Source organism: Cohnella faecalis (genome assembly GCF_003570905.1).
Taxonomy (GTDB): Bacteria; Bacillota; Bacilli; order Paenibacillales; family Paenibacillaceae; genus Cohnella; species Cohnella faecalis.
The window spans coordinates 545,361-572,197 of record NZ_QXJM01000040.1; the positions used below are offsets into that span (position 1 = coordinate 545,361).

Annotated in this window: 17 protein-coding genes, 3 rRNA genes and 1 pseudogene; 3 read left to right on the forward strand and 18 right to left on the reverse strand. The window is 52.3% G+C overall.

All coding sequences use genetic code 11. The features are described from left to right. Positions 1-18: 18 nt before the first annotated feature. The 7 genes and pseudogenes from D3H35_RS23935 to D3H35_RS23965 form a co-directional block, all read right to left on the reverse strand. The gene (locus tag D3H35_RS23935) at positions 19-462 is read right to left on the reverse strand and encodes a YaaR family protein (RefSeq protein ID WP_119151672.1); all 444 of its coding nucleotides are present in this window, start codon (positions 460-462) and stop codon (positions 19-21) included. A gap of 24 nt (positions 463-486) precedes the next feature. Beyond that, positions 487-816, reverse strand: coding sequence for a cyclic-di-AMP receptor (locus tag D3H35_RS23940; RefSeq protein WP_119151673.1), 330 nt, complete (start codon positions 814-816; stop codon positions 487-489). 83 nt (positions 817-899) lie between these two features. Next, positions 900-1,532, reverse strand: coding sequence for a dTMP kinase (gene tmk / locus D3H35_RS23945; protein WP_119151674.1), 633 nt, complete (start codon positions 1,530-1,532; stop codon positions 900-902). Between the two features lie 7 nt (positions 1,533-1,539). After that, complete coding sequence (gene wsfD / locus D3H35_RS23950) at positions 1,540-3,015, reverse strand: glycan biosynthesis hexose transferase WsfD (RefSeq protein WP_119151675.1); 1,476 nt, start codon at positions 3,013-3,015, stop codon at positions 1,540-1,542. 8 nt (positions 3,016-3,023) lie between these two features. Further along, positions 3,024-3,488, reverse strand: a complete 465-nt coding sequence (locus D3H35_RS35000) for an Orn/Lys/Arg family decarboxylase (RefSeq protein WP_411675170.1) — start codon at positions 3,486-3,488, stop codon at positions 3,024-3,026. A 186-nt stretch (positions 3,489-3,674) separates the two neighbouring features. Then, positions 3,675-4,474, reverse strand: a pseudogene (locus D3H35_RS23960) (aminotransferase class I/II-fold pyridoxal phosphate-dependent enzyme); the annotation flags it as partial. A gap of 129 nt (positions 4,475-4,603) precedes the next feature. Continuing rightward, complete coding sequence (locus D3H35_RS23965) at positions 4,604-4,789, reverse strand: sigma factor G inhibitor Gin (RefSeq protein WP_119151678.1); 186 nt, start codon at positions 4,787-4,789, stop codon at positions 4,604-4,606. A 163-nt stretch (positions 4,790-4,952) separates the two neighbouring features. On the opposite strand from D3H35_RS23965, the gene D3H35_RS23970 reads away from it, so the two are divergent. Further along, on the forward strand, positions 4,953-5,486 hold the full coding sequence (locus D3H35_RS23970; RefSeq protein ID WP_119151679.1) for a transposase: 534 nt from the start codon (positions 4,953-4,955) through the stop codon (positions 5,484-5,486). Between the two features lie 396 nt (positions 5,487-5,882). Here the strand turns inward: D3H35_RS23970 and rrf are convergent. The 5 genes from rrf to gyrA all read right to left on the reverse strand — a co-directional run bounded on the left by rrf (position 5,883) and on the right by gyrA (position 14,865). After that, positions 5,883-5,999: ribosomal RNA gene (rrf, locus tag D3H35_RS23975) — 5S ribosomal RNA — on the reverse strand. Between the two features lie 151 nt (positions 6,000-6,150). Continuing rightward, a 23S ribosomal RNA gene (locus tag D3H35_RS23980) occupies positions 6,151-9,079 on the reverse strand. Between the two features lie 255 nt (positions 9,080-9,334). Further along, positions 9,335-10,888: ribosomal RNA gene (locus D3H35_RS23985) — 16S ribosomal RNA — on the reverse strand. Together the 16S, 23S and 5S rRNA genes form the textbook arrangement of a ribosomal RNA operon. 412 nt (positions 10,889-11,300) lie before the next feature. Continuing rightward, positions 11,301-12,380 (reverse strand): HD-GYP domain-containing protein, encoded by a 1,080-nt coding sequence (locus tag D3H35_RS23990; RefSeq protein WP_119149318.1) that lies wholly within the window; start codon positions 12,378-12,380, stop codon positions 11,301-11,303. A gap of 10 nt (positions 12,381-12,390) precedes the next feature. Next, positions 12,391-14,865: a DNA gyrase subunit A gene (gene gyrA / locus D3H35_RS23995; protein WP_119149320.1), complete on the reverse strand. Its 2,475-nt coding sequence runs from the start codon at positions 14,863-14,865 to the stop codon at positions 12,391-12,393. Positions 14,866-15,011: 146 nt separating this feature from the next. Between gyrA and D3H35_RS24000 the strand changes: the two genes are divergently transcribed. Continuing rightward, positions 15,012-15,779, forward strand: coding sequence for a YheC/YheD family protein (locus D3H35_RS24000; protein ID WP_119151680.1), 768 nt, complete (start codon positions 15,012-15,014; stop codon positions 15,777-15,779). 41 nt (positions 15,780-15,820) lie between these two features. On the opposite strand, the gene gyrB is transcribed toward D3H35_RS24000, so the two are convergent. From gyrB to dnaA, 6 genes are all read right to left on the reverse strand, one after another. Beyond that, positions 15,821-17,737 carry a DNA topoisomerase (ATP-hydrolyzing) subunit B gene (gene gyrB, locus D3H35_RS24005; RefSeq protein WP_119151681.1) on the reverse strand — a complete coding sequence of 639 codons (1,917 nt, stop codon included), beginning with the start codon at positions 17,735-17,737 and terminating at the stop codon, positions 15,821-15,823. 36 nt (positions 17,738-17,773) lie between these two features. Continuing rightward, the gene (gene remB, locus D3H35_RS24010; protein ID WP_119151682.1) at positions 17,774-18,019 is read right to left on the reverse strand and encodes an extracellular matrix regulator RemB; all 246 of its coding nucleotides are present in this window, start codon (positions 18,017-18,019) and stop codon (positions 17,774-17,776) included. 15 nt (positions 18,020-18,034) lie between these two features. Then, positions 18,035-19,153 carry a DNA replication/repair protein RecF gene (gene recF, locus D3H35_RS24015; RefSeq protein ID WP_119151683.1) on the reverse strand — a complete coding sequence of 373 codons (1,119 nt, stop codon included), beginning with the start codon at positions 19,151-19,153 and terminating at the stop codon, positions 18,035-18,037. Positions 19,154-19,177: 24 nt separating this feature from the next. Further along, positions 19,178-19,393 carry a S4 domain-containing protein YaaA gene (gene yaaA / locus D3H35_RS24020; RefSeq protein ID WP_119151684.1) on the reverse strand — a complete coding sequence of 72 codons (216 nt, stop codon included), beginning with the start codon at positions 19,391-19,393 and terminating at the stop codon, positions 19,178-19,180. 11 nt (positions 19,394-19,404) lie between these two features. Further along, complete coding sequence (dnaN, locus tag D3H35_RS24025; RefSeq protein ID WP_119151685.1) at positions 19,405-20,544, reverse strand: DNA polymerase III subunit beta; 1,140 nt, start codon at positions 20,542-20,544, stop codon at positions 19,405-19,407. A gap of 179 nt (positions 20,545-20,723) precedes the next feature. Then, positions 20,724-22,073, reverse strand: a complete 1,350-nt coding sequence (dnaA, locus tag D3H35_RS24030) for a chromosomal replication initiator protein DnaA (protein WP_119151686.1) — start codon at positions 22,071-22,073, stop codon at positions 20,724-20,726. An 805-nt stretch (positions 22,074-22,878) separates the two neighbouring features. Here dnaA and D3H35_RS24035 point away from each other — a divergent pair. Beyond that, entirely contained in the window at positions 22,879-26,676 is a 3,798-nt protein-coding gene (locus D3H35_RS24035) for a carbohydrate binding domain-containing protein (protein WP_119151687.1), read from the forward strand. Positions 26,677-26,837 lie beyond the last annotated feature (161 nt).

The window sequence follows — 26,837 nt, forward strand, 5'->3', positions numbered from 1 at the left end:
TCGAAATCGTCCATTCAATTAGAAAACGAAGTTAATTAATATGCCCCGTATCTCGCCTACTTTATTCAGCAAGTCGATTCGGCCTTCCTCCGTCTGAAGCAGCTCCTCGCCCATGGCGACAAGCATTTCGTCCACTTCCTCGAGCAGCTTGTACCGTTTGCCTCGGCCGCGACGATCCCAGCCTCTCGTTTCCTTGAGACCGACCCCTCTGCGCACCGTATCCTCGAGGAAAGACTTGACCATATTGCGGTACAGCTTGAGCTCCCGGACGGTCATCGACCTAGCCAGCCGATCGCCCTGCATCCGGATGTCCTCCAGCTTGCGCTGCAGCTCCTCGTTCGACCGCTGCTCGTCGTTCTGATGCATGAAGTCGCCGAAATTTTGCGCGGGAGCCGGCCTGCTGGACGTCTCGCCCCGCTGCAGCGTCTTGCCAAGCGGAAAATATCCCGGTTGGATCTTCATCGCCGTTCACCGCCAGGTTCTCGATTAGAAGTGCTCAAAGCGTTCCACAGGAAGGACGAATACGGCAGCACCGCCGACTTGTACTTCCACCGGGAACGGAATGTAAGAATCCGCCGCACCGCTGACAGGCGACACCGGAGTAACGAGTTGATCCCGTACCTTGCAATTGGCGCGGATGACATCCAGCGCGCTCTGAACCCGATCATCCTCGATTCCGATCAAGAACGTTGTGTTGCCCGCTCGCAGAAATCCTCCCGTACTGGCAAGCTTCGTGGCTCGGAATCCTTCCTTAATCAGGGAGTTGGATAGACGATTGCTGTCTTTATCTTGAATGACGGCAATAAGAAGTTTCATTGTCAGGCCCTCCTCGAACAAAATGGGGTCTGTCCCTCTAACTAGAAATTGGACACTCTTACGCGAAAATCCTCTTTTCAACCCTATAATTTATTCTGAAGCAGCCTCCATGCGCGATCGAGCAGCTCTTGCGGATCCAATGAAGCATCCAACGATAAGAATCGTTCCGGAAATTTCGCTGCTACGATTCGATAGCCTTCCTGCACCCGTCGGTGAAAATCCAGGCTTTCCAGATCGAGACGGTTCACTTCCCGCTCCTCATTAGCCTTTATGCGCCTTAATCCATCCTCCGGATCGATATCCAAATACAACGTCAGATCCGGCATGCAGCCTTCCGTCGCAAATCGATTAATATTCCATACGTCTTCGACTCCGAGCCCGCGAGCGTGCCCCTGGTAAGCCAGACTACTGTCAACAAACCTGTCGCACAGGACGACGGCTCCCCTGTTTAGCGCGGGCATCACCTTCTCTACCAGGTGCTGCCTTCGAGCCGCAGCATAGAGCAATGCTTCCGTGCGCGCATCCATCGCCGTGTTGTCCTTGTTCAATATCACTTCTCGGATAGCTTCCGCGATTGGAATGCCTCCAGGCTCCCGTGTAATGACCGTCTCGCGTCCTATCTGTCCGAGCTTCCCCTCAAGCAAAGAAATAAGCGTCGTCTTACCCGCGCCTTCTCCGCCTTCCATCGTGATGAACAACCCGCCTCTCACCGTCATGCCCCTTTCATGCTTGCACCCTCCGAGGCGCCGTCAATTTCACGAGGAAAAAGGCAAGAGCCGTTACCGCGCTTACTACCATCATATCAAAGCAGACATTAAACATAAACAAATGCTTGCTTAAATCCGCTTCCCCGTCTCCAATGAGAGGTATGCATGCGGCAAAAACGCCGATTATCGCAACCGCAGCGAGCGTTTCGGCCATGAATTTCTGTCGCAGCGAGACTGTTCGAAATCTCCATACCGCTATCGCCGCCATGTAGAGCCCGATGAACCCGGCGAACCAGCCGAAATAACGCGGAATATGCTTCGCCTTCCATTCGCTCCAGCCGCTGTAGGCATAAGAAATTTGTCCTCTCGGCTTTCCTGCCGTTTTATCGTAATTACCCAGGTAATAAGGCCTGACAAACACGGCGTTATCCGATGCTCGTTCCAGCTTTTGAATAAACCGCGAAGGGTGCCGCAAATAATACATCGCGATATCCTTATGACTTAACGTCTCCAATACTTCTTTCCGCAGCGTCGGATCGTTCTGAGGGATAGCTGTGTCGTGCTGAAAAAAGTTCGTTCCCGCGTTTACCCGGTACTTCTCCGGAATTCGCAATTCCCGCATATCCTCTGCCACATGCGGCGAATCCTTCAACACTCCGTAAAAAATGGACTGATACAAATTAATATGCCTCAGCTTATCAGGCGCCGCAACGAGCATGATCGTCGCACCCGCCACGAGTACCGCGATTCCGATCAATACTTGACGATGCCATCTGCGATTGCCGCTTATACCAAACATTCTCCAGCCAAGCAACGCGAAGGCGAAACCCAGCGGCGCATTCTGAATTTTGGAGGAGGCAAGCGCGAGGGATGCCACAATGAACAACGTGAGTAGACCACCGGACGGGCGATCTCGCGAAGCGAGTGCGAACGCTGCCGCCGTTGCTAGCAGCATAGCAAGCATAGCGAACGGCTCGCCGAAGAACGATTGGTAATAAGCAGAATAGCCAACATCTGCGAATACAAACAAAAGTGCCGTTCCAAGGACGACGGCAACCGCAAATCCGCCCCAGCGCCTCGCCCCCTTAGGGACCGGAACATAACGAACGAGAAGTATTACAGCCGCCAGGAACAGTCCGATATAAGCCGCTCCTAGCCAGCGGATATCAAAGACGAGCCCATTAAATATCCGAGCGATTAAACCGATTGCTGCAACCAAGATCACATGCGTCGACACATAGCCGCCGGAATGAAAATCTCCATAGCCGAATCGGGCGTGGGAGAAAGCGAAATAATGATCCTCGTACGTCTCCTTCCCGTTCAAAGGAGCTATACCCGAAGCGCCCATTACTCTATTAAAATCCCCGTTATCGGCAACTCCTATAACTGGCGGAATCATGAGCAGCCAAATGAGGAGCGCCGCACCCGCAATCCCGAAAAACCATGCGATCGGCTTGCGCCAATCATCTATTTTCAACAATCGCTTAAACATACTGGACCTCATTTCTCCAATACTCTGACCCGACAGAGGGACGAATCTTCCGCTCCTTGGATTTGAGCGCCTTTGGCCCTCCATTGAATCAACTGATTCACGGCGGAAGGTTGGATTTCCTCCCCGGGAAACAAGACTGGAATACCCGGCGGATAAGGAATAACCCACTCGGCTGCAATGCGTCCAGCGCTCTCTTCGAGCGGAATAGCCTCGGATGGGGGCATTTTTCTGCGAAAAACGATCGGGGCCGGAATTTCCTCGGACAAACGATACTCCTCGCTGCGGACCTTTGAGGCTCTTACCGTTGTTATCTTGAAGCTGCCAGCGATATCGAATAGAGCCTGAATGAGAGCATCTCCATCTTCCGGGATCGAACCGGTCCCGAAAGCGAGCACGACATACCGGGAATCGGCCATTTCCGCAACGCAGCCCCTTTTACCCAATTCGTCCCTCAGCGAAAACCCGTCAAGCATCCCCGTCTCGTCAAACAACACAAGCTTAAGCGGGTCATATGCCACTGCTTTGTTTCGATATTTACCGGCTCCGAGATTGCGAAACGGCGTCTCGGCCAGCTTGTCCAATACCGTATCGAGCGCCCGAAGGGCTTGGCTGAACGCCTCGGCTCCTTCCACTTGAAGTTGACGGCGAGCCAAATCGAGTGAGGCCAATATCGGAAAAGACGGACTGGAGCTCTGCACCATTCGAAGCGCCTGGCGGATCGATTCCCGATCGAGAAGATCGCCTTGCATATGTATCATTGCCCCCATCGTCATGGCCGACAACATCTTATGGGCGGAATGGATGACGACATCTGCTCCCGATCTTAACGCAGAGCTTGGAAATCTCGGATGGAAGCCGAAATGGGGCCATGCGCCTCATCGACCATTACAGGAATCGATCGTTCGTGAACGAGCCGAACAAGCGGAGCTAAATCTCCCGTCATGCCATAATAATTAGGATTCGTTAAAATAACCCCTCTCGCTTCCGGATACTGCTCCAACGCTCGGTCGAGACGTTCCGGATGAGGCAACAAACCGAGACCCGATATCGGATCGATCTCCGGCGATAAAAGTACAGCTCGCGCACCCGCCAGCATTAACCCATGAATGACCGATTTATGTACATTGCGTTGGACGATTACGAGATCGCCCGGCTCGCATTGGCCCAGTATCATCGCCAAATTGCCCGCCGTACTGCCCCCGACCAGAAATCTCGTCTCGTCCGTTCCATAACAATCTGCCGCAAGCTGTTGTGCTTCAAGAAGGCTGCCGATCGGATGATGCAAATCATCGGTATCGGGCAGCTCCGTTACATCGAGAGCAGCGATACTATCGTAATAAACAGCTGCTTCCTCATGGCTGAAGCTGGCACGCTGCTTGTGTCCCGGTACGTGAAAAGCGCGGCCTCCCGCACGGGAATGCTCCGCCAGCGCTTCGAACATAGGCGCCCGATGTAGCATTTCAACGAATCCTCCGATCCATTAATTCGATTATTCTCCCATTTTACCAACCGTCCCTACTTATGCCAAACCAAGATACAAAAAAACCGAAACCTCCTCGGCTCCGGCCTGATCTGTCATTCGCTGGTCTCATACGTGGAAACGAACCCACACTTGCTTCAATTGCTGAACGAAAAACGGATATTTGCGATCTTCCACCTTCGTGCTTACCATCTCCCTCTCACAGGAGACGCATATAAATTCCGTTACAACCTTAATGCCTTCTTCTTTTTGTTCTCCGCATATGATGCAGGTTTTCCGTTCGATCGGCTCCATGGACATCCCAGCCTTTAAGTATGATAGCTATCAGTCTGCCCATATTCTATGAAAAAATACGTCTTTCATAGCTTTATTGAGCAAATCTCCCCATAACATTCTAGGCTTATCAAGCCGATAGTAAATTCAGAAGAACCCCTACTTAACAAGGGAGTGAACGTCCATGTCTCCAAGCTCGCCTTCCGTCGTTAGCGAGCCGACTATCTACCATTATAGACTCATTCGCAAAATTACACTCCGGCCCGAGTCCAAATATAGCTATATGGCAACCGCCTTGCTCGGCACCGCCGCTTTAACCGTAGTCTACGGCCAATTCGGCTTGGCCGTAGCGGCCGCGTCCTCCGTTATTATGCTGGTAGTGCACGCTATCGTACTTAGACTAACCTTGAGAAGAGTCGACGAGCCCTCCGAAAAAAAATGGACCTTCCGAAGCGATTGGCCCTGGATCGGGCCGCTCCCCATCCTCGATTCGAACCTCGGATTGTTTCGGCGGCTTCACTTTCATTTGATCCTCGTAGGCTGCTGCGTAACCGGGCTGTTCTATCCTTGGGCGTCATCCGCGTGGGTAATTGCCTTGTTGTACTGGCACTTCTGGCTGCTCTCCCCGCGAGTCCGTCTATTGTGGTCGCTAAGACGCGAAAAAGGAGACGGCGTCATCCGTCTGGATGGACACGAAATATACTACTACCACAGGTAAGCGCCCCTTTGCGCTTCTTTGACCCTTTTTCCGCTCACGTAACCGTTCGACGCACGGCTATTGAGCTTCCACACTCTCATTCCGCTTACGTAACCGGCTGAGGCATGGCTATTGAGCTTCCACACTTTCGCTCCTCTCGCATAACCGGCTGACGCATGGCTATTGGGCTTCCATACTCTCATTCTGCCCACGTAACCGTTCGAGGCACGGCTATTGGGCTTCCACACTCTCGTTCCGCTCGCGCAACCGGCTGAGGCATGGCTATTGGGCTTTGCATATCTTCTTTACGCCCGCGTAACCGGCTGATTCCCGGTTAACGAGGATACTCTCGGCGAAATCACTAACAAACATTGTATATAGAAAAAGACACCCTCCTAAGAAGGTGTCTTTTCGTTTGCCTGGCGACGTCCTACTCTCCCAGGACCCTGCGGTCCAAGTACCATTGGCGCTGGAGGGCTTAACGGTCGTGTTCGGGATGGGTACGCGTGGAACCCCTCCGCAATCATCACCAGACCGATCGTGCGACGAAGTCGTCACGAGCCGCATGGCTGCAGGCTGTATAGCTGTGCTATACGTTGCAGTCGTGCGTTGTTTCAAGGCTTGCGCCCTGAAAACCGGATGCGAAAACGAAATGAGCGATTAACATCGTCTTACCTGTGTTTGTTAGGATAAGCCCTCGACCGATTAGTACTCGTCAGCTGCACACGTTGCCGCGCTTCCACCCCGAGCCTATCAACCTGGTGTTCTTCCAGGGGTCTTACATACTGGGAAATCTCATCTTGAGGCGGGCTTCGCGCTTAGATGCTTTCAGCGCTTATCCCTCCCGCGCTTGGCTACCCAGCGATGCTCCTGGCGGAACAACTGGTACACCAGCGGCGCGTCCATCCCGGTCCTCTCGTACTAAGGACAGCCCCTCTCAAATTTCCTACGCCCGCGACAGATAGGGACCGAACTGTCTCACGACGTTCTGAACCCAGCTCGCGTACCGCTTTAATGGGCGAACAGCCCAACCCTTGGGACCTACTTCAGCCCCAGGATGCGATGAGCCGACATCGAGGTGCCAAACCTCCCCGTCGATGTGGACTCTTGGGGGAGATAAGCCTGTTATCCCCAGGGTAGCTTTTATCCGTTGAGCGATGGCCCTTCCATTCGGTACCACCGGATCACTAAGCCCGACTTTCGTCCCTGCTCGACTTGTAGGTCTCGCAGTCAAGCTCCCTTATGCCTTTGCACTCTTCGCGCGATTTCCAACCGCGCTGAGGGAACCTTGGGGCGCCTCCGTTACTCTTTAGGAGGCGACCGCCCCAGTCAAACTGGCCGCCTGACACGGTCCCTCCACCCGATAAGGGTGGCAGGTTAGAACTCCGATACGATCAGGGTGGTATCCCAACGGCGCCTCCACCTAAGCTGGCGCTCAGGCTTCCAAGGCTCCCACCTATCCTGTACAGACCGTACCAAAGTTCAATATCAAGCTCCAGTAAAGCTCCATGGGGTCTTTCCGTCACGTCGCGGGTAACCTGCATCTTCACAGGTACTAAAATTTCACCGGATCTCTCGTTGAGACAGCGCCCAAGATCGTTACGCCATTCGTGCGGGTCAGAATTTACCTGACAAGGAATTTCGCTACCTTAGGACCGTTATAGTTACGGCCGCCGTTTACTGGGGCTTCGGTTCACAGCTTCGGGTTGCCCCTAACCGCTCCCCTTAACCTTCCAGCACCGGGCAGGCGTCAGCCCGTATACTTCGCCTTACGGCTTCGCACAGACCTGTGTTTTTGCTAAACAGTCGCTTGGGCCTCTTCACTGCGGCCCCCTCGTGCTATTCACACTACCGGGGCACCCCTTCTCCCGAAGTTACGGGGTCATTTTGCCGAGTTCCTTAACGAGAGTTCTTCCGCGCGCCTTAGACTATTCATCTCACCCACCTGTGTCGGTTTACGGTACGGGCACCTTCATCTGGCTAGAGGCTTTTCTTGGCAGCGTGAGCACGGGACCTTCGGTACTGCAATTTTCCCTCCCCATCACAGCTTGAGGTTACGTAGCACGGATTTGCCTATGCTACCCTCTTGCTGCTTGGACGAGCTCTTCCATCCGCTCGCGTCCTTGCCCTCCTGCGTCCCCCCATCGCTCGTAACGATTTACGGTGGTACAGGAATTTCAACCTGTTGTCCTTCGACTACGCCTTTCGGCCTCGCCTTAGGTCCCGACTTACCCTGGGCGGACGAACCTTCCCCAGGAACCCTTAGGTTTTCGGCGGATCAGATTCTCACTGATCTTTTCGTTACTCATACCGGCATTCTCACTTCTATGCAGTCCACCAGTCCTTACGGTCTGACTTCTACCCGCATACAACGCTCCCCTACCCAAGTACATTGCTGTACATGCCATAGCTTCGGTGGTGTGTTTAGCCCCGTTACATTTTCGGCGCAGAGTCACTCGACCAGTGAGCTATTACGCACTCTTTAAATGGTGGCTGCTTCTAAGCCAACATCCTGGTTGTCTTCGCAACTCCACATCCTTTCCCACTTAACACACACTTGGGGACCTTAGCTGATGATCTGGGCTCTTTCCCTCTTGACGACGGATCTTAGCACTCGCCGTCTGACTCCCGAGTATACATACATGGCATTCGGAGTTTGACTGGACTTGGTAACCCTTGGCGGGCCCCGCACCCAATCAGTGCTCTACCTCCATGATGCTTAACCTCGAGGCTAGCCCTAAAGCTATTTCGGGGAGAACCAGCTATCTCCGAGTTCGATTGGAATTTCTCCCCTACCCCCACGTCATCCCAGAGCTTTTCAACGCTCACGAGTTCGGGCCTCCAGTGCGTGTTACCGCACCTTCACCCTGCACAGGGGTAGATCACACGGTTTCGGGTCTACGACCACGTACTTATTCGCCCTATTCAGACTTGGTTTCCCTTCGGCTCCGCCTCTTCAGCTTAACCTTGCACGTGAACGTAACTCGCCGGTTCATTCTACAAAAGGCACGCCATCACCCCTAGATCGGGCTCTGACTTCTTGTAAGCGCACGGTTTCAGGTTCTTTTTCACTCCGCTCCCGCGGTGCTTTTCACCTTTCCCTCACGGTACTGGTTCACTATCGGTCGCCAGGGAGTATTTAGCCTTGGCAGATGGTCCTGCCGGATTCCCACGGGGTTTCTCGTGTCCCGCGGTACTCGGGATCCGTCTCGGAGGGAGCAGACTTTCGACTACAGGGTTGTTACCTTCTTTGACGGGACTTTCCAGTCCTCTTCGTCTACCCTGCTCCTTTGTAACTCCATGTGAGACGTCCCACAACCCCTAAGAGCAAGCTCTTAGGTTTGGGCTAATCCGCTTTCGCTCGCCGCTACTGACGGAATCACTCTTGTTTTCTTCTCCTCCGGGTACTTAGATGTTTCAGTTCCCCGGGTATGCCTCCAATGACCTATGTATTCAGTCAAGGGTAACTGCGCATTACCGCAGCTGGGTTTCCCCATTCGGAAATCCCCGGATCAAAGCCCACTTACGGCTCCCCGAGGCATATCGCTGTTCGTCGCGTCCTTCTTCGGCTCCTGGCGCCTAGGCATCCTCCGTGCGCCCTTATTAGCTTAACCTGTTGCAACTGTTAGCGTTAGCCAAAGGCTAATGCTCCGTTGTCAACTTCTTGATTCACAACTTCCGTTGCAAACCAACAGCAAGTAAGGCGAATGATGTCTTTCGCGCATTTCGTTTTCGCTATCCGGTTTTCAAGGTACAAGATGATACCTAATTGAAGGAATTGATCCTTCAAAACTGAACTCGAGCGCAATACGGATTGCCACCTCGCTGACGCGAGCTGTGGACTTTGTTAGCCCTTGCGGGCTCCTTAGAAAGGAGGTGATCCAGCCGCACCTTCCGATACGGCTACCTTGTTACGACTTCACCCCAATCATCTACCCCACCTTCGGCGGCTGGCTCCCTTGCGGGTTACCCCACCGACTTCGGGTGTTGTAAACTCTCGTGGTGTGACGGGCGGTGTGTACAAGACCCGGGAACGTATTCACCGCGGCATGCTGATCCGCGATTACTAGCAATTCCGACTTCATGCAGGCGAGTTGCAGCCTACAATCCGAACTGAGACCGGCTTTGCTGGGATTGGCTCCGGATCGCTCCTTCGCAGCCCGTTGTACCGGCCATTGTAGTACGTGTGTAGCCCAGGTCATAAGGGGCATGATGATTTGACGTCATCCCCGCCTTCCTCCGGTTTGTCACCGGCAGTCAACCTAGAGTGCCCACCTTAACGTGCTGGCAACTAAGTTCAAGGGTTGCGCTCGTTGCGGGACTTAACCCAACATCTCACGACACGAGCTGACGACAACCATGCACCACCTGTCTCCTCTGTCCCGAAGGAAAGGTACATCTCTGTACCGGTCAGAGGGATGTCAAGACCTGGTAAGGTTCTTCGCGTTGCTTCGAATTAAACCACATACTCCACTGCTTGTGCGGGTCCCCGTCAATTCCTTTGAGTTTCAGTCTTGCGACCGTACTCCCCAGGCGGAGTGCTTAATGTGTTAACTTCGGCACCGAGGGGTGGACCCCCCCAACACCTAGCACTCATCGTTTACGGCGTGGACTACCAGGGTATCTAATCCTGTTTGCTCCCCACGCTTTCGCGCCTCAGCGTCAGTTACAGTCCAGAGAGCCGCCTTCGCCACTGGTGTTCCTCCACATCTCTACGCATTTCACCGCTACACGTGGAATTCCGCTCTCCTCTTCTGCACTCAAGTCTCCCAGTTTCCAGTGCATCACGGGGTTGAGCCCCGCACTTAGACACCAGACTTAAAAGACCGCCTGCGCGCGCTTTACGCCCAATAATTCCGGACAACGCTTGCCCCCTACGTATTACCGCGGCTGCTGGCACGTAGTTAGCCGGGGCTTTCTTCTCAGGTACCGTCATCGAATGTGCAGTTAACACACCCTTATTCTTCCCTGGCAACAGAGCTTTACGACCCGAAAGCCTTCCTCACTCACGCGGCGTTGCTCCATCAGGCTTGCGCCCATTGTGGAAGATTCCCTACTGCTGCCTCCCGTAGGAGTCTGGGCCGTGTCTCAGTCCCAGTGTGGCCGTTCACCCTCTCAGGTCGGCTACGCATCGTCGCCTTGGTGAGCCGTTACCCCACCAACTAGCTAATGCGCCGCAGGCCCATCCCTAAACCACAGATTGCTCCGTGTTTCCCAAGCCCGTCATGCGACAAGCTTGCGTATCCGGTCTTAGCATTCGTTTCCGAATGTTATCCCAGTCTTAGGGGCAGGTTGCCTACGTGTTACTCACCCGTCCGCCGCTAACCTTATCGGGAGCAAGCTCCCTCCAAGATCCGCTCGACTTGCATGTATTAGGCACGCCGCCAGCGTTCGTCCTGAGCCAGGATCAAACTCTCCATTAAAGTGTTACACTTTATTGAAGAACCTCGATGGCTCTTTCAAAGCTGGTCTTACTTTTTGGTCCTTCCGACTCGGCCTAAGCCTTGTCTTCAGGGATCCGTATTACGCTCGATGTTCAGTTTTCAAGGAGCAATCGCTTGGCTTCTCAGCCTCGCTTTTTTTCGTATCGCTCAGCGGCGACTTAAATAATATATCACGCTCAGATATCGAATGCAACTGTTTTTTTAACTTATTTTGAATTCTTTTTTCTAGCCGCTTACTATACCCTATTGACCGCCCGTCCGCACTAGTACACAAAGAAGAAATCTGTGAGTATGTCGACTTGTAACGAAAGTAGTTAAAGGAATTCCTATAGAAAAGAAAAGACCGAATCAAGCGCTATGACCCGCCTGATTCGGTCTAAAGATATGCCTCTTAATTCGAAGTAAATACTTCGCAGATAAACAACTTTCGGTCTTGAGCCAAATTCACGATCTGTCCGTGAATCGACACCATCGGCCTCGTCGGATGATTCCGATCGCTAAAGACGATCTCGCCCAAACGACCGTCGTTCAGCCTAACGAACAATCCGTTATGGAACTGGGTCGTCCTCTCGATGAAAGTCTGCACGTATACCGGATCCAATTTTCCAAAAGAACCGGCATGCAGCTCTTCGAGTACGAGATAAGGCGACTCGGCTTTTCGATAGTGACGGTTGGACGTCATAGCGTGATACATATCGGCGATGGCGACGATTTTGGCGTAGGGGTGAATCTTATCGCCCTTAAGCTTCATCGGATAGCCGCTGCCGTCGATCCGCTCGTGATGCTGAAGCGCCGATAGCCAGATGCCTTGATTGAGAGAAGTTACGTTCTCAAGCAGTCGGAAGCCGTGAAGGGTATGCTGCCTCATTTCAAGCATCTCGTCGTTGGTCAAACGAGACGGCTTGTGCAGAACTGCGGAATCGACCTTGGTATTGCCGATGTCGTGAAGCAAGCCGGCCATAGCAATCGGAAACAAGTCCTTCTCCGGGAACTTGTTCCACTTGGCAAGCGTGTAGGAAGTCATCGCGCACAACACGCTATTCCGAATGAGGACGTCCGTCTTTCCTTCCGATGGCGGAAGGTAGAAGGTCAGTATATTATACTCGTCTATTCGGCTGAGCAGAGCGCTGAGCCCGTTGCGCACGTCCAGGACCGGGATTTTCAAGCCGGACTGGACCATGGAGAACACTCGTTTCAGCAACAGCTCCATATGAACGAATTGTTGCTGAAGCGGAGTCTGCTTGATGTCCGAAGCGTTCGCTGCAAGCTCGTCCGCAGGCAGGTCCATTTCGTTCTCATCCAGACCGCTCCGTGATACCTCCACGCTAGCGATGAGGTACGCTTGCAAGATTTCCAGATCGCGCTCGGACAGCGCCCTTCCTTTTTGCAGAAGGATGCTGCCCAAAGCCGTTTGAACATCGCTCCCAAGCCGATCTCCGGCCTGAACCTGGGAAGTGGGGATGATTGGCATGCTATCCCTCCTATTCCGTCTCTCCTTCGATGCTGTCTTCCGATTCGTCTTGGTCGTCGTCTTCGCTGCGAGGCGCGCGAGTGACCGTTGCCACGGCATCCTCGTCGCGAATATTAATGAGCTTCACGCCTTGCGTGATACGTCCCATCGAGTTAATGCCGGACATGCTTGTCCGAATAAGCGTTCCGGAGGTCGTCATAATCATCAAATCCTCATCGTCATGAACGACCTTCAGGCTGACGATATCGCCGTTCTTCTCCGTCACGTTCAACGTCTTAATGCCTTTGCCGCCGCGCGTTTGGATGCGGTATTCGGTCATCGGAGTCCGCTTGCCGTAGCCTTTGGCGGTTACGATCAGCACATCCTCGTTCGGTTCGACGACGTCCATATCGATAACGTTATCGTCATCGTCAAGCTGAATGCCCTTGACGCCCGTAGCGGAACGTCCCATCGAGCGGACATCCTTCTCAGGGAAACGAATGGACATCCCTTGACGCGTTCCCATAATGATCTCTTGCTCGCCGTCCGTCAGCTTAACTCCGATCAGATCGTCGTCTTCGCGCAAGGAAATGGCGATCAGACCGACTCTTCGGATGTTGGAATAATCGTCGAGCGGCGTTTTCTTCACAATCCCGTTACGGGTAGCGAAGAACAAGTATTTGTTCGGCTCGAACGCTTCGACCGGAATGACCGCGTTGATCGTCTCTCCCTGTTCGATCTGAATCAGGTTAATGATCGGCGTTCCCTTGGCCGTACGGCTAAGATCCGGAATTTCGTAAGCCTTCAGACGGAACACGCGGCCTTTGTTCGTAAAGAACAACAAGTAATGGTGCGTATTGGAAATGAATAGGTTCTCGACGAAATCCTCGTCCTTCGTTCCCATTCCCGTTACGCCCCGTCCGCCCCTCTTCTGGCTGCGATACGTCGAAACCGGAAGACGCTTGATATAACCGGAATGGCTCATCGTAATAACGACGTCATCGCGCGGTATCAAGTCTTCGTCCAGAATCTCTTCGTCGCTATGCGTAATTTCCGTACGTCTCTCGTCTCCGAACTTGAGCTTGATCTCTTCGAGCTCGTCGTAAATGATGTCCAGCACGAGCGCCTCATCTCCGAGAATCGCTTTGTATTCGGCGATCTTCTGCATCAACTCGGCATATTCCTGCTCGATCTTGTCGCGTTCCAGTCCGGTCAGACGCTGAAGCCGCATATCAAGAATGGCTTGCGCTTGATCATGCGACAGACCGAATCGGGTAATCAAGCCTTCGCGGGCAATTTCAGCGGTTTGGGATGCGCGGATCAAGGCGATAACCTCGTCCAGATGATCAAGCGCGATCCGCAACCCTTGCAGGATATGCGCGCGCGCTTCGGCTTTCTTCAGATCGAACTCGGTCCGTCTGCGGATAACTTCGATCTGATGCTCGATGTAGTAATACAACGCATCGCGCAAGTTAAGCAGCTTTGGCTCCTTGTTCACGATCGCAAGCATGTTAACGCCGAACGTGGATTGCATCGCTGTTTGTTTGTATAGATTGTTCAGCACAACGCTCGGATTGGCATCGCGCCGAAGCTCGATGACGACCCGCATTCCGTTGCGGTCGGATTCATCGCGCAGGTCGGTAATGCCTTCAAGCTTCTTATCCCGAACGAGCTCGGCGATCTTCTCGACAAGCCGGGCTTTGATTACTTGGTAAGGAAGCTCGTGAACGATAATCCGGGCTTTGCCGCCAACCTCTTCGATCTCGGCGCGGGCTCTCATCGTGACGGAGCCTCGACCTGTCGTGTAAGCTTGACGAATTCCTTGGCGACCGAGTATGAGGCCGGCCGTCGGAAAATCCGGACCCGAAATAAACTCCATCAAATCGGCAGCGGTCAATTCCGGGTTGCGAATCAGCGCCTGCGTGCCGTTAATGACTTCGCGCAAATTATGCGGCGGGATATTCGTCGCCATCCCAACGGCAATACCGGTATTGCCGTTAACAAGTAAATTCGGATATCGAGCCGGAAGTACGGACGGCTCTTGCTCTTCGCCGTCGTAGTTCGGAATAAAATCGACGGTTTCCTTGTTGATGTCCCGCAGCATCTCCAATGCGATCTTGGACATCCGCGCTTCGGTATATCGCATAGCGGCAGCAAAATCGCCGTCGATCGAGCCAAAGTTGCCATGACCGTCGACAAGCATGTAACGAAGCGAGAAGTCTTGCGCCATCCGCACCATGGCTTCATAAATCGATGAATCCCCGTGAGGATGGTATTTGCCGATTACTTCGCCGACGATCCTGGCGGATTTCTTATACGGCTTGTCCGGTGCCATTCCAAGCTCGGACATGGCATATAGAATACGCCTATGAACCGGCTTCAGACCGTCGCGCACGTCCGGAAGCGCCCGGCTTACAATGATGCTCATTGCATAGTCCATGAACGATTCCCGCATCTCGACCCCTATATCGCGGTCGCGGACTTGGAAGCGTTGCTCTTCAGCCATGTAGATCCTCCTACGTCAAATACGAATTTCAACTCGCACGAGCGCCGTTAAATCGACACACGGCACGGCATATTCCGTCATAAACTAAAAAGCACGAATAATTCCATTATAGCATAATGTCGAGGGAAAGGTTGGATGAACCCATCATGCGAATCCAGCGCGTCCTCAGCAAATGGGCGAAAACCGAGACGCTTCTAAAAGACCCGGCGGTAGCCGAATACGTCCCCGTCACAAGCCACTTTAACCGCCTAACCGTGAAGGAGCTTCTCGACCGTTTCGAGATGATTTACGTGAAGCCGGTACAAGGCACTTTCGGCAAGGGCGTCATCCGGTTGGAAAAGAGAACGGAAGGAGCGGCACCATACTTTTTTCAATCCGGCGAAAAAAAGTATGAGTTCCTTTCATTCGATGAAATGTACGATCGGCTAGTAGCCGTGAAGCGCAAACGAAGCTACCTAGCCCAGCAAGGAATTCCGCTACTTAAGCACAAGGGCCGCCGATTCGATCTGCGCTCCATGGTTCAAAAAAACCCCGCAAATCGCTGGGAAACGACGGGGTTGATCGGCAGGCTGGGCCATCCTCGCAAAATCGTAACCAACTATCATAGCGGAGGAACCCCTCTGCCAATTGAACGGCTACTTGCAACGCATGTTCCGGACCACGTGCTCCCTTCCTATCTCAACGGGATTCGCAAGCTCAGCGTTCAAGTGGCTGCATCGTTGGAGAAGAGATATCCGAGGATTAAGGAAATCGGAATCGACTTCGCCATCGACGAGCAATTAAAGCCATGGATACTCGAAGTCAACACGTTGCCCGATCCGTACATCTTCAAAAAATTGCCGTCCCGAAGCGTATTTAAGCGTATTTACAGCTACTGTGTCGCATACGGTCGATTCCGGCGAAAGCGCCGTTAATCCGCAGGGGGTATCTCCAGAAGAGATACCCCCCAATTTGTCTATACGTCCAGGTTCTTGACCATCTTAGCGTGTTGTTGAATAAACTCGCGTCTTGGCTCGACGTTGTCGCCCATCAACGTGTCGAAAATAAGGTCCGCATGCATGGCGTCTTCGATCCGCACTTGCAGCATCGTCCGGCTGTCCGGATCCATTGTCGTCTCCCACAGCTGCGACGCATTCATCTCTCCGAGACCTTTGTAGCGCTGGATACTCAACTTCACGCCTTCTCCGAATTGAGCGATAATCTCGTCGCGCTCCTTCTCGGACTGGGCGTAGCGAATGACCTTGTTGCGCTCGATCTTGAACAGCGGCGGCTGAGCGATGTAGACGTAGCCTTCCTCGATCAGCTTGCGCATGTACCGGTAGAAGAACGTCAGCAAGAGCGTACGTATATGAGCTCCGTCGACATCGGCATCGGTCATGATGCAAATTTTGTGATAACGGGCTTTCGTAATATCGAAATCGTCGCTAATCCCCGTTCCGAGCGCCGTAATGATCGCCCGAATTTCGAGATTGGACAATATTTTGTCCAGACGAGCCTTCTCGACGTTCAAAATTTTTCCCCGCAAAGGAAGAATCGCTTGGAAATGCCGATCCCGTCCTTGCTTGGCCGATCCGCCTGCGGAGTCCCCTTCGACGATGTACAATTCGCTGATGGACGCGTCCTTCGAGGAGCAATCGGCCAGCTTGCCCGGCAGAGAGCTGACTTCGAGAGCGCTCTTGCGGCGAGTCAATTCGCGAGCCTTCTTCGCCGCTTCCCGCGCACGAGCGGCTTGCTGCGATTTCTCGACTACCTTGCGAGCCACGGCCGGATTCTCGTCCATGAACTCCATGAGCTTCTCGGCCAAGAGAGACTCGACGATACCGCGGACTTCGCTGTTGCCGAGCTTCGTCTTCGTCTGGCCTTCGAACTGAGGCTCCGGAATTTTCACGGAAATAATCGCGGTCAGTCCTTCGCGCGCATCATCGCCGGTCAAGTTCGATTCGTTATCTTTGACGTATCCCATCTTGCGAGCGTAATCGTTGATGATCCGGGTCAAAGCGCTCTTGAAGCCCGATTCATGCGTTCCGCCTTCGTGGGTGTTAATGTTGTTAGCGAAGGAATACAAATTCTCGCTGTAGCCGTCATTGTACTGCATGGCGATTTCACAAGCGATATGATCCTTGGAGCCCTCGACGTAAATCGGCTGCTCGTGCAACGCTTCGCGGTTCCGGTTCAAATACTTGACGAATTCGTTAATGCCGCCGTCGTATTTGAAGCTGTCGCTAACGCCGCTTCTCTCGTCGGTAATCGTTATCCGGATGCCTTTGTTCAGGAACGCAAGCTCCCTGATCCGGCCGATCAAGATGTCGTATTCATAAACGGTCGTTTCGGTAAAAATGTCCGGATCCGGCTTGAATCTCGTCTGAGTACCCGTTTCCGTCGTTTCTCCGATCTCTTTCACATCGTACTGAGGCGCGCCTCGACGATATTCCTGTTGGTAGATATGCCCGTCGCGCTTAACCGTCACGACAACCTGCTCGGACAACGCATTAACGACGGACACGCCGACGCCGTGAAGACCGCCGGACACTTTGTAGCCCTCTCCGCCGAACTTGCCGCCTGCATGAAGAACGGTCATAACGACTTCTAGCGTCGCCTTCTGCAGCTTCGGATGAATACCGACCGGGATGCCCCGGCCATTATCAATGACGGTTATGCTGTTATCTTCATGAACGAAAACATCGATCTTGTCGCAATAGCCTGCCAAAGCCTCGTCTATGCTGTTATCGACGACTTCCCATACGAGATGGTGCAGCCCTCTGCCGCTTGTGGAACCGATGTACATCCCGGGACGTTTGCGTACGGCCTCGAGCCCTTCCAAAACTTGAATCTGACTTTCGTCATACGTGTTATGCTGCGAATTCACGGACAAACCTTCCACCGCCTTCTTAACGTTGCCGAGCTGCTGCTACCCGTCCAAATGATGAGCGCGTTTCTTGAGCGTGGACGTGGAAATGGGGGAATAATAAACGCGTTCTTCCGTCACGACGATCGATTTCGGATCTTCTTCTCCGATCGTCTCCACCACACGGTTCTTCTGGGCTTGCGCCACGAATTGCCGGGACAGCTTGGAAGACTGCTCGATCGATATATCGAAAATAGCCACGAGCTGGGACGTTCGAATAATCTTTTCCCCGCCGAGATGAATATACATGGCGCCCCTCCTCCGTTACTTCAGAAGCTCCCCGTTACGCACGTGAAAAACGGCCGCATCCTTCAACCGATTCATGTTGACGCTTTCCAGACCCGTCGTCGTAATGAACGTCTGTACTCGGCTCTGGAACGTCTCGATCAGTTGCGTCTGACGAGTCTGATCGAGCTCGGACAACACATCGTCAAGTAGAAGAAGCGGATATTCTCCGATCTCTTCATGCATGAGCTCCAGCTCAGCCAGCTTAAGAGATAGAGCCGCTGTTCGCTGCTGCCCCTGGGATCCGAACGACTGGACGTCTTTGCCGTTGATGGCGAAGGTCAGATCGTCGCGATGAGGACCGGTAAGGGTCGCTCCCCGGCGAAATTCCTGCTCTTTTCCTTGCGTTAACTTTAACATAAATTGACCAAATAAAGAAGAATGATCTTGGAAAGCGTCTCCATTCGGGCTCCCGAACGAAGGCTGATATTCCACCGTCAGCTTCTCCGTCCCGCCTGTAATGCCGGCATGGATTTTTTCCGCCCACCTTTGCAGGTGATACATAAAGTTTTTCCTTTTTTGCATCATTTTAACACCATAGGTGGCAAGCTGCTCGTTCCATACGTCGAGCAGCTCCGGCGAAGCTCTGGAGGCATCGGTCGACTTCAAGTAGTTGTTGCGCTGCTGCAGCACCTTCTGGTATTGCTGCAAATCGTGCAAATAACCGGGGTGAACCTGGCCGATCTCCATGTCCATGAACCGGCGCCGCACTCCGGGAGACCCTTTGACGATGTCTAGATCCTCCGGCGCGAACAACACCACATTGACCGCTCCGACGAAGCCGCTCAGCTTGCGCTGCTCAAGTCCATTCACTTTGGCCTTCTTGCCTTGCGATGAAATCTGAAGCTCGAGAGAAACATTCCCGTATTTACGCTCCAATTCGCCCCGGATCTTGGCAGAATCGCCATTCCATCCGATCAGTTCGCGGTCTTTGCTCGTCCGATGCGATTTGGTCAGAGCCAGTACGTGAATCGCTTCGAGCAAATTCGTCTTTCCTTGAGCGTTGGGTCCGATGAAGATGTTCACCCCGGAGCCTGTCGAAAGACTGGCGGAATCGTAGTTCCGATAGCCTTGAAGTTCCAATGATTTCAAATGCATGTCCTGGCGCCCTTTCCGGAGCTCTCAGCGGGTCGTAACGGTGAACGGGCTGAATCCTTCTACTTCCACGAGGTCTCCGGGAACGACTTTGCGTCCCCGTCTGTTGTCAGGCTCTCCGTTAATGAGCACCTTCGTTTCTTGCAGAAAAAACTTGGCTTCTCCGCCCGTTCCTATACAATCGGCCAGCTTAAGCAGCTGACCGAGCGTGATATATTCCGTTGAAATAGCGATTTTCTTCATGATCGTACGCCTCAATTCGTCGTTCGATAGGGGAGGATCAGGTGCAAGCCGTTATCGTGATCGCGCGGCTTGATAATAATCGGGCTCATCGCCCCGGTAAAACCGATGAACAGCTGCTCGCTGTCGATGATCTTAAGCACGTCGAGCATATATTTGGAGTTGAAAGCGATTCGAATCTGCTCGCCATGGAATTCCTTGACGTCCAGTTGTTCATTTACCCGGCCAAGCTCGGAGGAACTCGAAGAAATTTCGATGCCGCCGTTTTCCGTCGTAGCCAGGCGGACGATGTTCGTCTTTTCCTCCCGGGACAGCAGATAGGCGCGATCTATCGAATCGCTTAGCAATTTCGTATTCAGGACGAGTTCTGTTTTGAAGTTTTGCGGAATAATCTTGGAAGTGTCGGGATAAGTCCCGTCCAGCATCCGCGAGAAGAAGAGCACGTTGCCCAGTTTGAACAGCACCTGATTGTCCGCAACGACGATATCGACTAGAACGTTCTGATCCGGAACGATCTTCGCTAGCTCGGACAGCGTTTTTCCGGAAATAACGACATTGGAAAAACGAACCTCTTGGGTATCCACAGGCGAGGTACGGCTGGCAAGACGATGGCGGTCGGTCGCTACGAGCTTAAAGACGCCATCCTGCAAATTCCACAATACGCCCGTCAATATAGGAGAAGCTTCATTCGTCGTAACGGCAAATACCGTCTGGCGAATCATGTCGCGAAGAATGTCGCCCGGGATGGAGAAAACTTGGTCTTCTTGAATGGTTGGAAGCACGGGGAACTCTTCCGGATCGAGACCGACCAATTGAATTTCGGCAGAACCCGACGTAATCAAGGTTTGAAAACGCTCGCCAACATCGATGTGAACTTCCTCGTGCGGCAGCTTTTTGACGATTTCGACGAAAAATTTGGCTGGAAGCACGACGCTACCCATACGTTCGACAGTGCCTATCGTTTTGTCCGGCGTTTCAAGCGGAATAAAGCTTTGAATGGCAATATCGGTATCGCTGGCGGTTAACGTTACGCCGGTAAAGCTTGCTTCCAGTTTAATGCCGCTCAGAATCGGAATAGTCGTTCTCGAGGAGACGGCTTTGGATACGTGTTGAATCGCATCGTTCAACTCGTTGCGTAATATCGTCAGCTTCATGGATACGGGACACCTCGTCTATTTCAGCTTATTGTAGCATGTTTAAAAATGAAGTCGTAGTAGTAGGTGCTGTTAACATGTGGATAACCTCTAAAAAGCCGAAAAGAACGCCTATCCACAGTGTGTATGAGTTGTGCATAGGCGTTTTGGTTATCAACCAGTATATATACGGTTATCGATTACGTTAAGTTTTTGATTTTTTCCGTCAGGCTGTTGATGATTTTGTACAGATCTTGATCGACCTTAATCTGCTGCGAGATTTTCTCGTGGGCGTGAATAACGGTCGTATGATCACGGCCTCCGAAATTGTCCCCGATCTTGGGCAGCGAATAGTCGGTCAGCTCGCGAGACAGATACATGGCGATCTGCCGCGGAAAAGCGACGGCTTTCGTACGCTTGCGCGCCTTGAAATCCTCCAGCTTCAACCCGTAAAATTCCCCGACGCGCTGCTGAATATCTTGTATCGTTATAAGCCTGTTTCTGCCGGTCGGCAATATATCCTTAAGCGCTTCGGCAGCCAGATGGGACGAGATGTCCTGGTTGGTCAAGGACGAGTAGGCGACGATCCGAATCAAGGCGCCCTCGAGCTCGCGAATGTTGGAATCGATCATATTGGCAATGTACATCATCGCTTCGTTCGGAATATCCAGGTTCTCGGCCTTGGCTTTCTTGCGAAGAATGGCGATCCTCGTCTCCAAATCCGGCGGCTGAACGTCCGTGATGAGTCCCCATTCGAACCGGGAGCGGAGCCGCTCTTCCAGCGTCGGAATTTCCTTCGGCGGACGGTCGGAAGAGATGACGATTTGTTTCGATTCTTCGTGCAGCGCATTGAAAGTATGGAAAAATTCCTCTTGCGTTCCTTCCTTGCCTGCGAGGAATTGAATGTCGTCGATCAGCAGAACGTCGATGTTGCGATACTTGTTGCGGAAGCTTTCGCCGCGGTTGTCCCGAATCGCGTTAATAAACTCGTTCGTGAACTTCTCGGACGAGAGATAGACCACTTTCATATGAGGGTTGTGTTCCAGGATGTAGTGGCCGATCGCATGCATTAAGTGCGTTTTTCCGAGTCCCACTCCTCCATAAAGGAAGAAAGGGTTGTACGCCTTGGCCGGAGCTTCCGCTACTGCGAGCGATGCCGCGTGCGCGAACCGGTTGCCCGCACCGATAACGAACGTATCGAACGTATATTTCGGATTAAGCATGTGGATAATCGTGTCGTCCGTTACCGGCTGACGAACTTGCACTTGCTGCGGAGGAGCCGGCGGTTCGGCGCCGCGAGCTTCTTCAATGGCGAATTTCGCTTCTACATGCCTTCCAATATATTCGGACAAGGTAGATTCGACCAATTTCGTATATCTCGTCTCCAGCCATTCGGCTGCGAAGGTGGTAGGGGCCGTCACGACAACGACATCGTCGCTTAGAAAGGAAGCTTTCGTCGACTTGAACCACGTATCGAAGCTTGGTTTGCTGAGTTTGGTTTGGATCACCGACAAGACCTGTTGCCAGATCTCGTTATGGCGGCTGTCCACGACAACTTCACTCCTTTAACCCGCTCGGCGGACAAAAAAAGCGCGGAAACGTCGAAAATGCACGATTTCGACAAGTTATCCACACAATTCCCTGAATTCTTAGTAGGGTTGTCCAAAGGAAGGGGGATTTGTTCACAAGGTTATACACAGGCTGTTGATAAAAAGCGGGGAAAATGATGAAATCCACGGCTTAAGATACGACTTATCATAGCAGAGAAACCCGCTTAACACAACGAATTTGAAGGTGTTATCCACAATTTCAATAACTTGTGGGTAGAAGATGTGCACAGCACAAGATATTGTTGATAATTTGTGAGATTATTCGACAAAGAAACAAAACCTTTGCGAATAACTTATTTTGTTATGCACATGTGCATAACAAAATAAGCACGGGATTTAACTCGCGCGAGAGTTAAAGGTGTCCACAGCTACTTTGAAACGCGGATACATGGGTGGCATGCGGGAATAGGTGGTCGTCAACTACTCCGGAGCGCGGGTACGTGGGATTCGTGTGAGCTTAGGTAGTCCACAGCTACTTGGGAGCGTGGATTTCATGGGATCGCGAGAGAATAGGCAGCCGATAGCTACTTAGGGGCGAGGATACAAGCGACAAGCGGCGACACGTACAATCTACGTGTCGATCCGCTATTTTTTGTGCGTTTCAACAGATACATACAAAAAAGTTAATGAAAAAATGTATGAAAATTTTCAGAAAGCAATATTTTTCTAATTTATCCTGTGTTATTCTATGAACAAGCGCAAGTGCAAACGTTTGCGCATATAGATAAAAAAGGAGTGGAAGAGGATGAGGAAATCGCATTACAGGTCTTACTGCATGGTCGTATTTTTGTTCCTGGCAGGCTTGTGCATTGGTGGTTTGGCTTCGGCTTCTCCTGCAAGACCGGATTTACAGCCGTTTACCCAGCCATCCGGTCAAACGTTTCAAGCGAGGCTTCAAGGTGACGAGAATTTGAACTGGGCTGTAACGACGCAAGATGAAATCATCGTGAAGGATGAAGACAAGTACTGGAATTATGCAGAATTAAACAATGGAAATTTGGAGTCGAGCGGGGAGAAGTACGGAGTCGATCCGCGGCCGACCGAGGTCGTGAACAGCGAAGAGCTGAATGAGTTCTTCGAGGAAAACCCTGAGGTGCTGGAGTCTTCAAATGCTGCTAGAAGCGGCGGCTTGTTGGAGAATAGCGGGCCTGCAGCTCCCGCGAACGGAGGCTTATTCGAGAATATCGCGGGCCAGGAAACCAAAGGCACTCAAAAAATCCTCGTGTTGCTGGTCGAATTTACTAATATTAACTTTATTTATTCGGACAGCCAGTGGAATAATCGATTTTTCGATACGTCGAGCAGGAGCGTGAGGGACTATTACCGGGAAGTATCCCACGGTCAGCTTGATTTCGTCCCGGCAACCGAAACGAAGGGAACCGCCAATGACGGTATCGTTAGGGTTCAATTGAATCATCCGCACGAAACGGGAGGCAATATAGCGAAAGAAGCGATAATAGCGGCGGATCCTTATATTAATATAGCTAGCTATGATACGGACGGAGACGGCTACATTCAGAACGATGAGCTTAGAATCGTTACGATTTTAGCCGGGTACGAGACCTCTTACAGCAGCGCTTATACGCCGACGGTCTGGGGGCATTTCTCGGGCTTGGGCAGCAGCGATGCGCCTACGATCGACGGCAAGAAGGTGTTCGATTCCAATCACGGAGGTAATTATACACAGCAAGGTGAGCGCCACGGCGATCATATGGCGACAATAGGCATTCTCGTTCACGAGCTGGGCCATTCGCTCGGAGTGCCGGACTTGTACGATACGGACTCTTCTTCGAGCGGAATCGGCATCCACAGCGTAATGAGCTACGGAAGCTGGGGCGCTCTGAGCGGAGAGTACGCGGGAACGACTCCCGTACACTTCGATGCATGGAGCAAAACAATGCTCGAATACGTTACGCCGACTCTGGCCAAGACGAATACGAGCACCGCTTATACGTTGAAATCGATCAGCACGAACGCTTACAACGTCGTCAAGATCCCAACGTCGGACCCTAAGCAATATTTTCTTCTGGAGAATCGCCAATATGAAGGGTATGATCGCAGTCTGAACATGCACGGCGGCATCGCCATCTGGCACATCGATCAAAATCAATCGGGCAACTATGACGATTTGAGGCGATTGGTCGATTTGGAAGAAGTATCGGAATACAATCCGTATTTCTACTCCGGCAATGCGACGGATTTCACGCCGAATACCGTTCCGAACAGCAATCGTTACACAGGATATTATATCGATCAATACACAGGCATTAACGTGAATGTTCCTCAAACGAGCTCCAACAGCATGACGGTGAACGTCTATGGCGATTATACCGCGACTGCTCCTACCTCACTAAGCTCAACCTACTCCACAATGAGCACTGTCGGATTAACTTGGAACGCAACGACGGACACCGATTTCGATCATTACGTTATTTACCGCAACGGCAACCTCTATACAACGACAACCAAAACCTCCTATAAGGACGCTTGGCTAAATGGCAGTACCACTTATACGTATACGGTGAGGATGATAGACAAGGCGGGCAACGAATCCGTAGACAGCAACGCTGTTACGGTGACCACCGCAGCGACTGACAGCGTCATTATCTATTATAAACAAGGCTTTTCGACACCATACGTGAAATACAAAATCTATTACAGCGATCCATGGATGGATCTTGCACTGGTGCCTTCCGAATTTCCGGGCTACAGCAAAGCGGTCATTCCAAAAGGAATAGAGCTAAGCAGCATAGCCGCGTATTTCCATGACGGCAACGGCAATGTGGATGACAATTCCGGAAGGCTGTATTCGTTCGCTCCGGGCGTATCCACCTTCGTCTCCGGGCTGATTACCGAAGATTATCCGGATACTCAGTCGCCTTCCGTTCCGACAGGACTCGTATCGACGGATAAAAGCGACACGCAGGTTTCTCTAAAATGGTCGGCTGCCAGCGACAATCTCGGAGTAACCGGCTACGAGGTATATCGCGACAACGTGAAGATTGGAACGACGTCAAGCCTGAGTTATACGGCGACGGGCCTTACGGGGAGCACAGCTTATTCGTTCACCGTGAAGGCGTATGACGCGGCGGGCAACTTGTCCGGCGCAAGCGCTCCGTTGCTGATCACGACGAATCCGTCCCACATTGTCACGATTTATTACAAACCGGGCTTTAACGCGCCGAATATTCATTATCGTCCTGCCGGCGGCACGTGGACGGCGGTACCGGGACTACCGATGGCCGTATCGGAGGTGCCGGGTTATTACAAGTTCTCAATTAACATCGGGACGGCATCCCAATTGGAAGCTTGCTTCAATAACGGAAGCGGGACGTGGGACAACAATAATGGGTCCAACTACATCTTCCAGTTAGGCGTGTGGACTTTTTATAACGGCACGATTACGTCGGGAGCTCCGACTCCGGACACTCAAGCTCCGACCGTTCCAACCGGTCTTGCCAGCACGGCGAAGACCGACTCCAGCGTCAGCCTCGCGTGGACGGCTTCGACGGACAATGTGGCCGTTACCGGCTATGACATTTATCGCGACGGTACGAAAATCGGAACTTCGACGGGGACAAGCTATACGGCGACGGGGTTGAGTGCCAATACCAGCTATTCGTTCACGGTCAAAGCGTACGATGCGGCCGGCAATATCTCTGCGGCCAGCGTCGCATTGTCGGTAACGACAAATCCGATAACCGGCAATACGGTAACCGTATATTACAAGAAGGGTTTCAGTACGCCTTACATTCATTATCGTCCTGCCGGAGGCACATGGACGACGGTACCCGGAGTAGCGATACCGGCTTCGGAAGCGACAGGCTACAACAAAATCACGATCAATATTGGCAGCGCGACCCAGCTTGAAGCGTGCTTCAACAACGGCAGCGGAACGTGGGACAACAATAACGGGGCGAACTATTTCTTCGGGGTAGGCACGTGGACGTTCAATGCGGGTACGATCGTCAGCGGCGCTCCGGACAGCCAAGCTCCAAGCACCCCTGCGGGACTCGCTTCGACGGCGAAGACCGATACGAGCGTTAGCCTCACGTGGACGGCTTCGACGGATAACGTAGCCGTTACCGGCTATGAAATCTACCGTAATGGGACGAAAATCGGAACCTCGACGAGCACAAGCTACACCGCGACAGGACTTAGCGCGAATACGGCATATTCGTTCACGGTTAAAGCGTACGACGCGGCCGGCAACGTATCCGCGGCATCGTCCGCCTTGTCGGTCACGACTAATCCTTGGACCGGAAATACGGTAACGATTTACTATAAGAAGGGCTTCAACACGCCATATATCCATTATCGTCAAGCGAACAATACCTGGACATCCGAACCAGGAGTGGCTATGTCGGCATCGGAAGTATCGGGTTACAACAAAATTACGATCAATATCGGCTCGTTGACCCAACTTGAAGCGTGCTTTAATGACGGCAACGGCAATTGGGACAGCCAATATGGAGCGAACTATTTCTTCGGGGTAGGAACATGGACGTTCAATGCCGGCAGCATTACGGCAGGAACTCCTTAAGTTTTCAGCAGGCGGAATGGGAGACGGACTTGCGCAAGGCGGCAAGCCCGTCTCTTTTTCTCAAAAATAGAAAATCTTATGCCAAAAACAAAGGAAAACATGATAATATTCAATTTTTTTCTAGTTCTGGACGTGATACGCTGAAGCTAGGCAAACGCGCA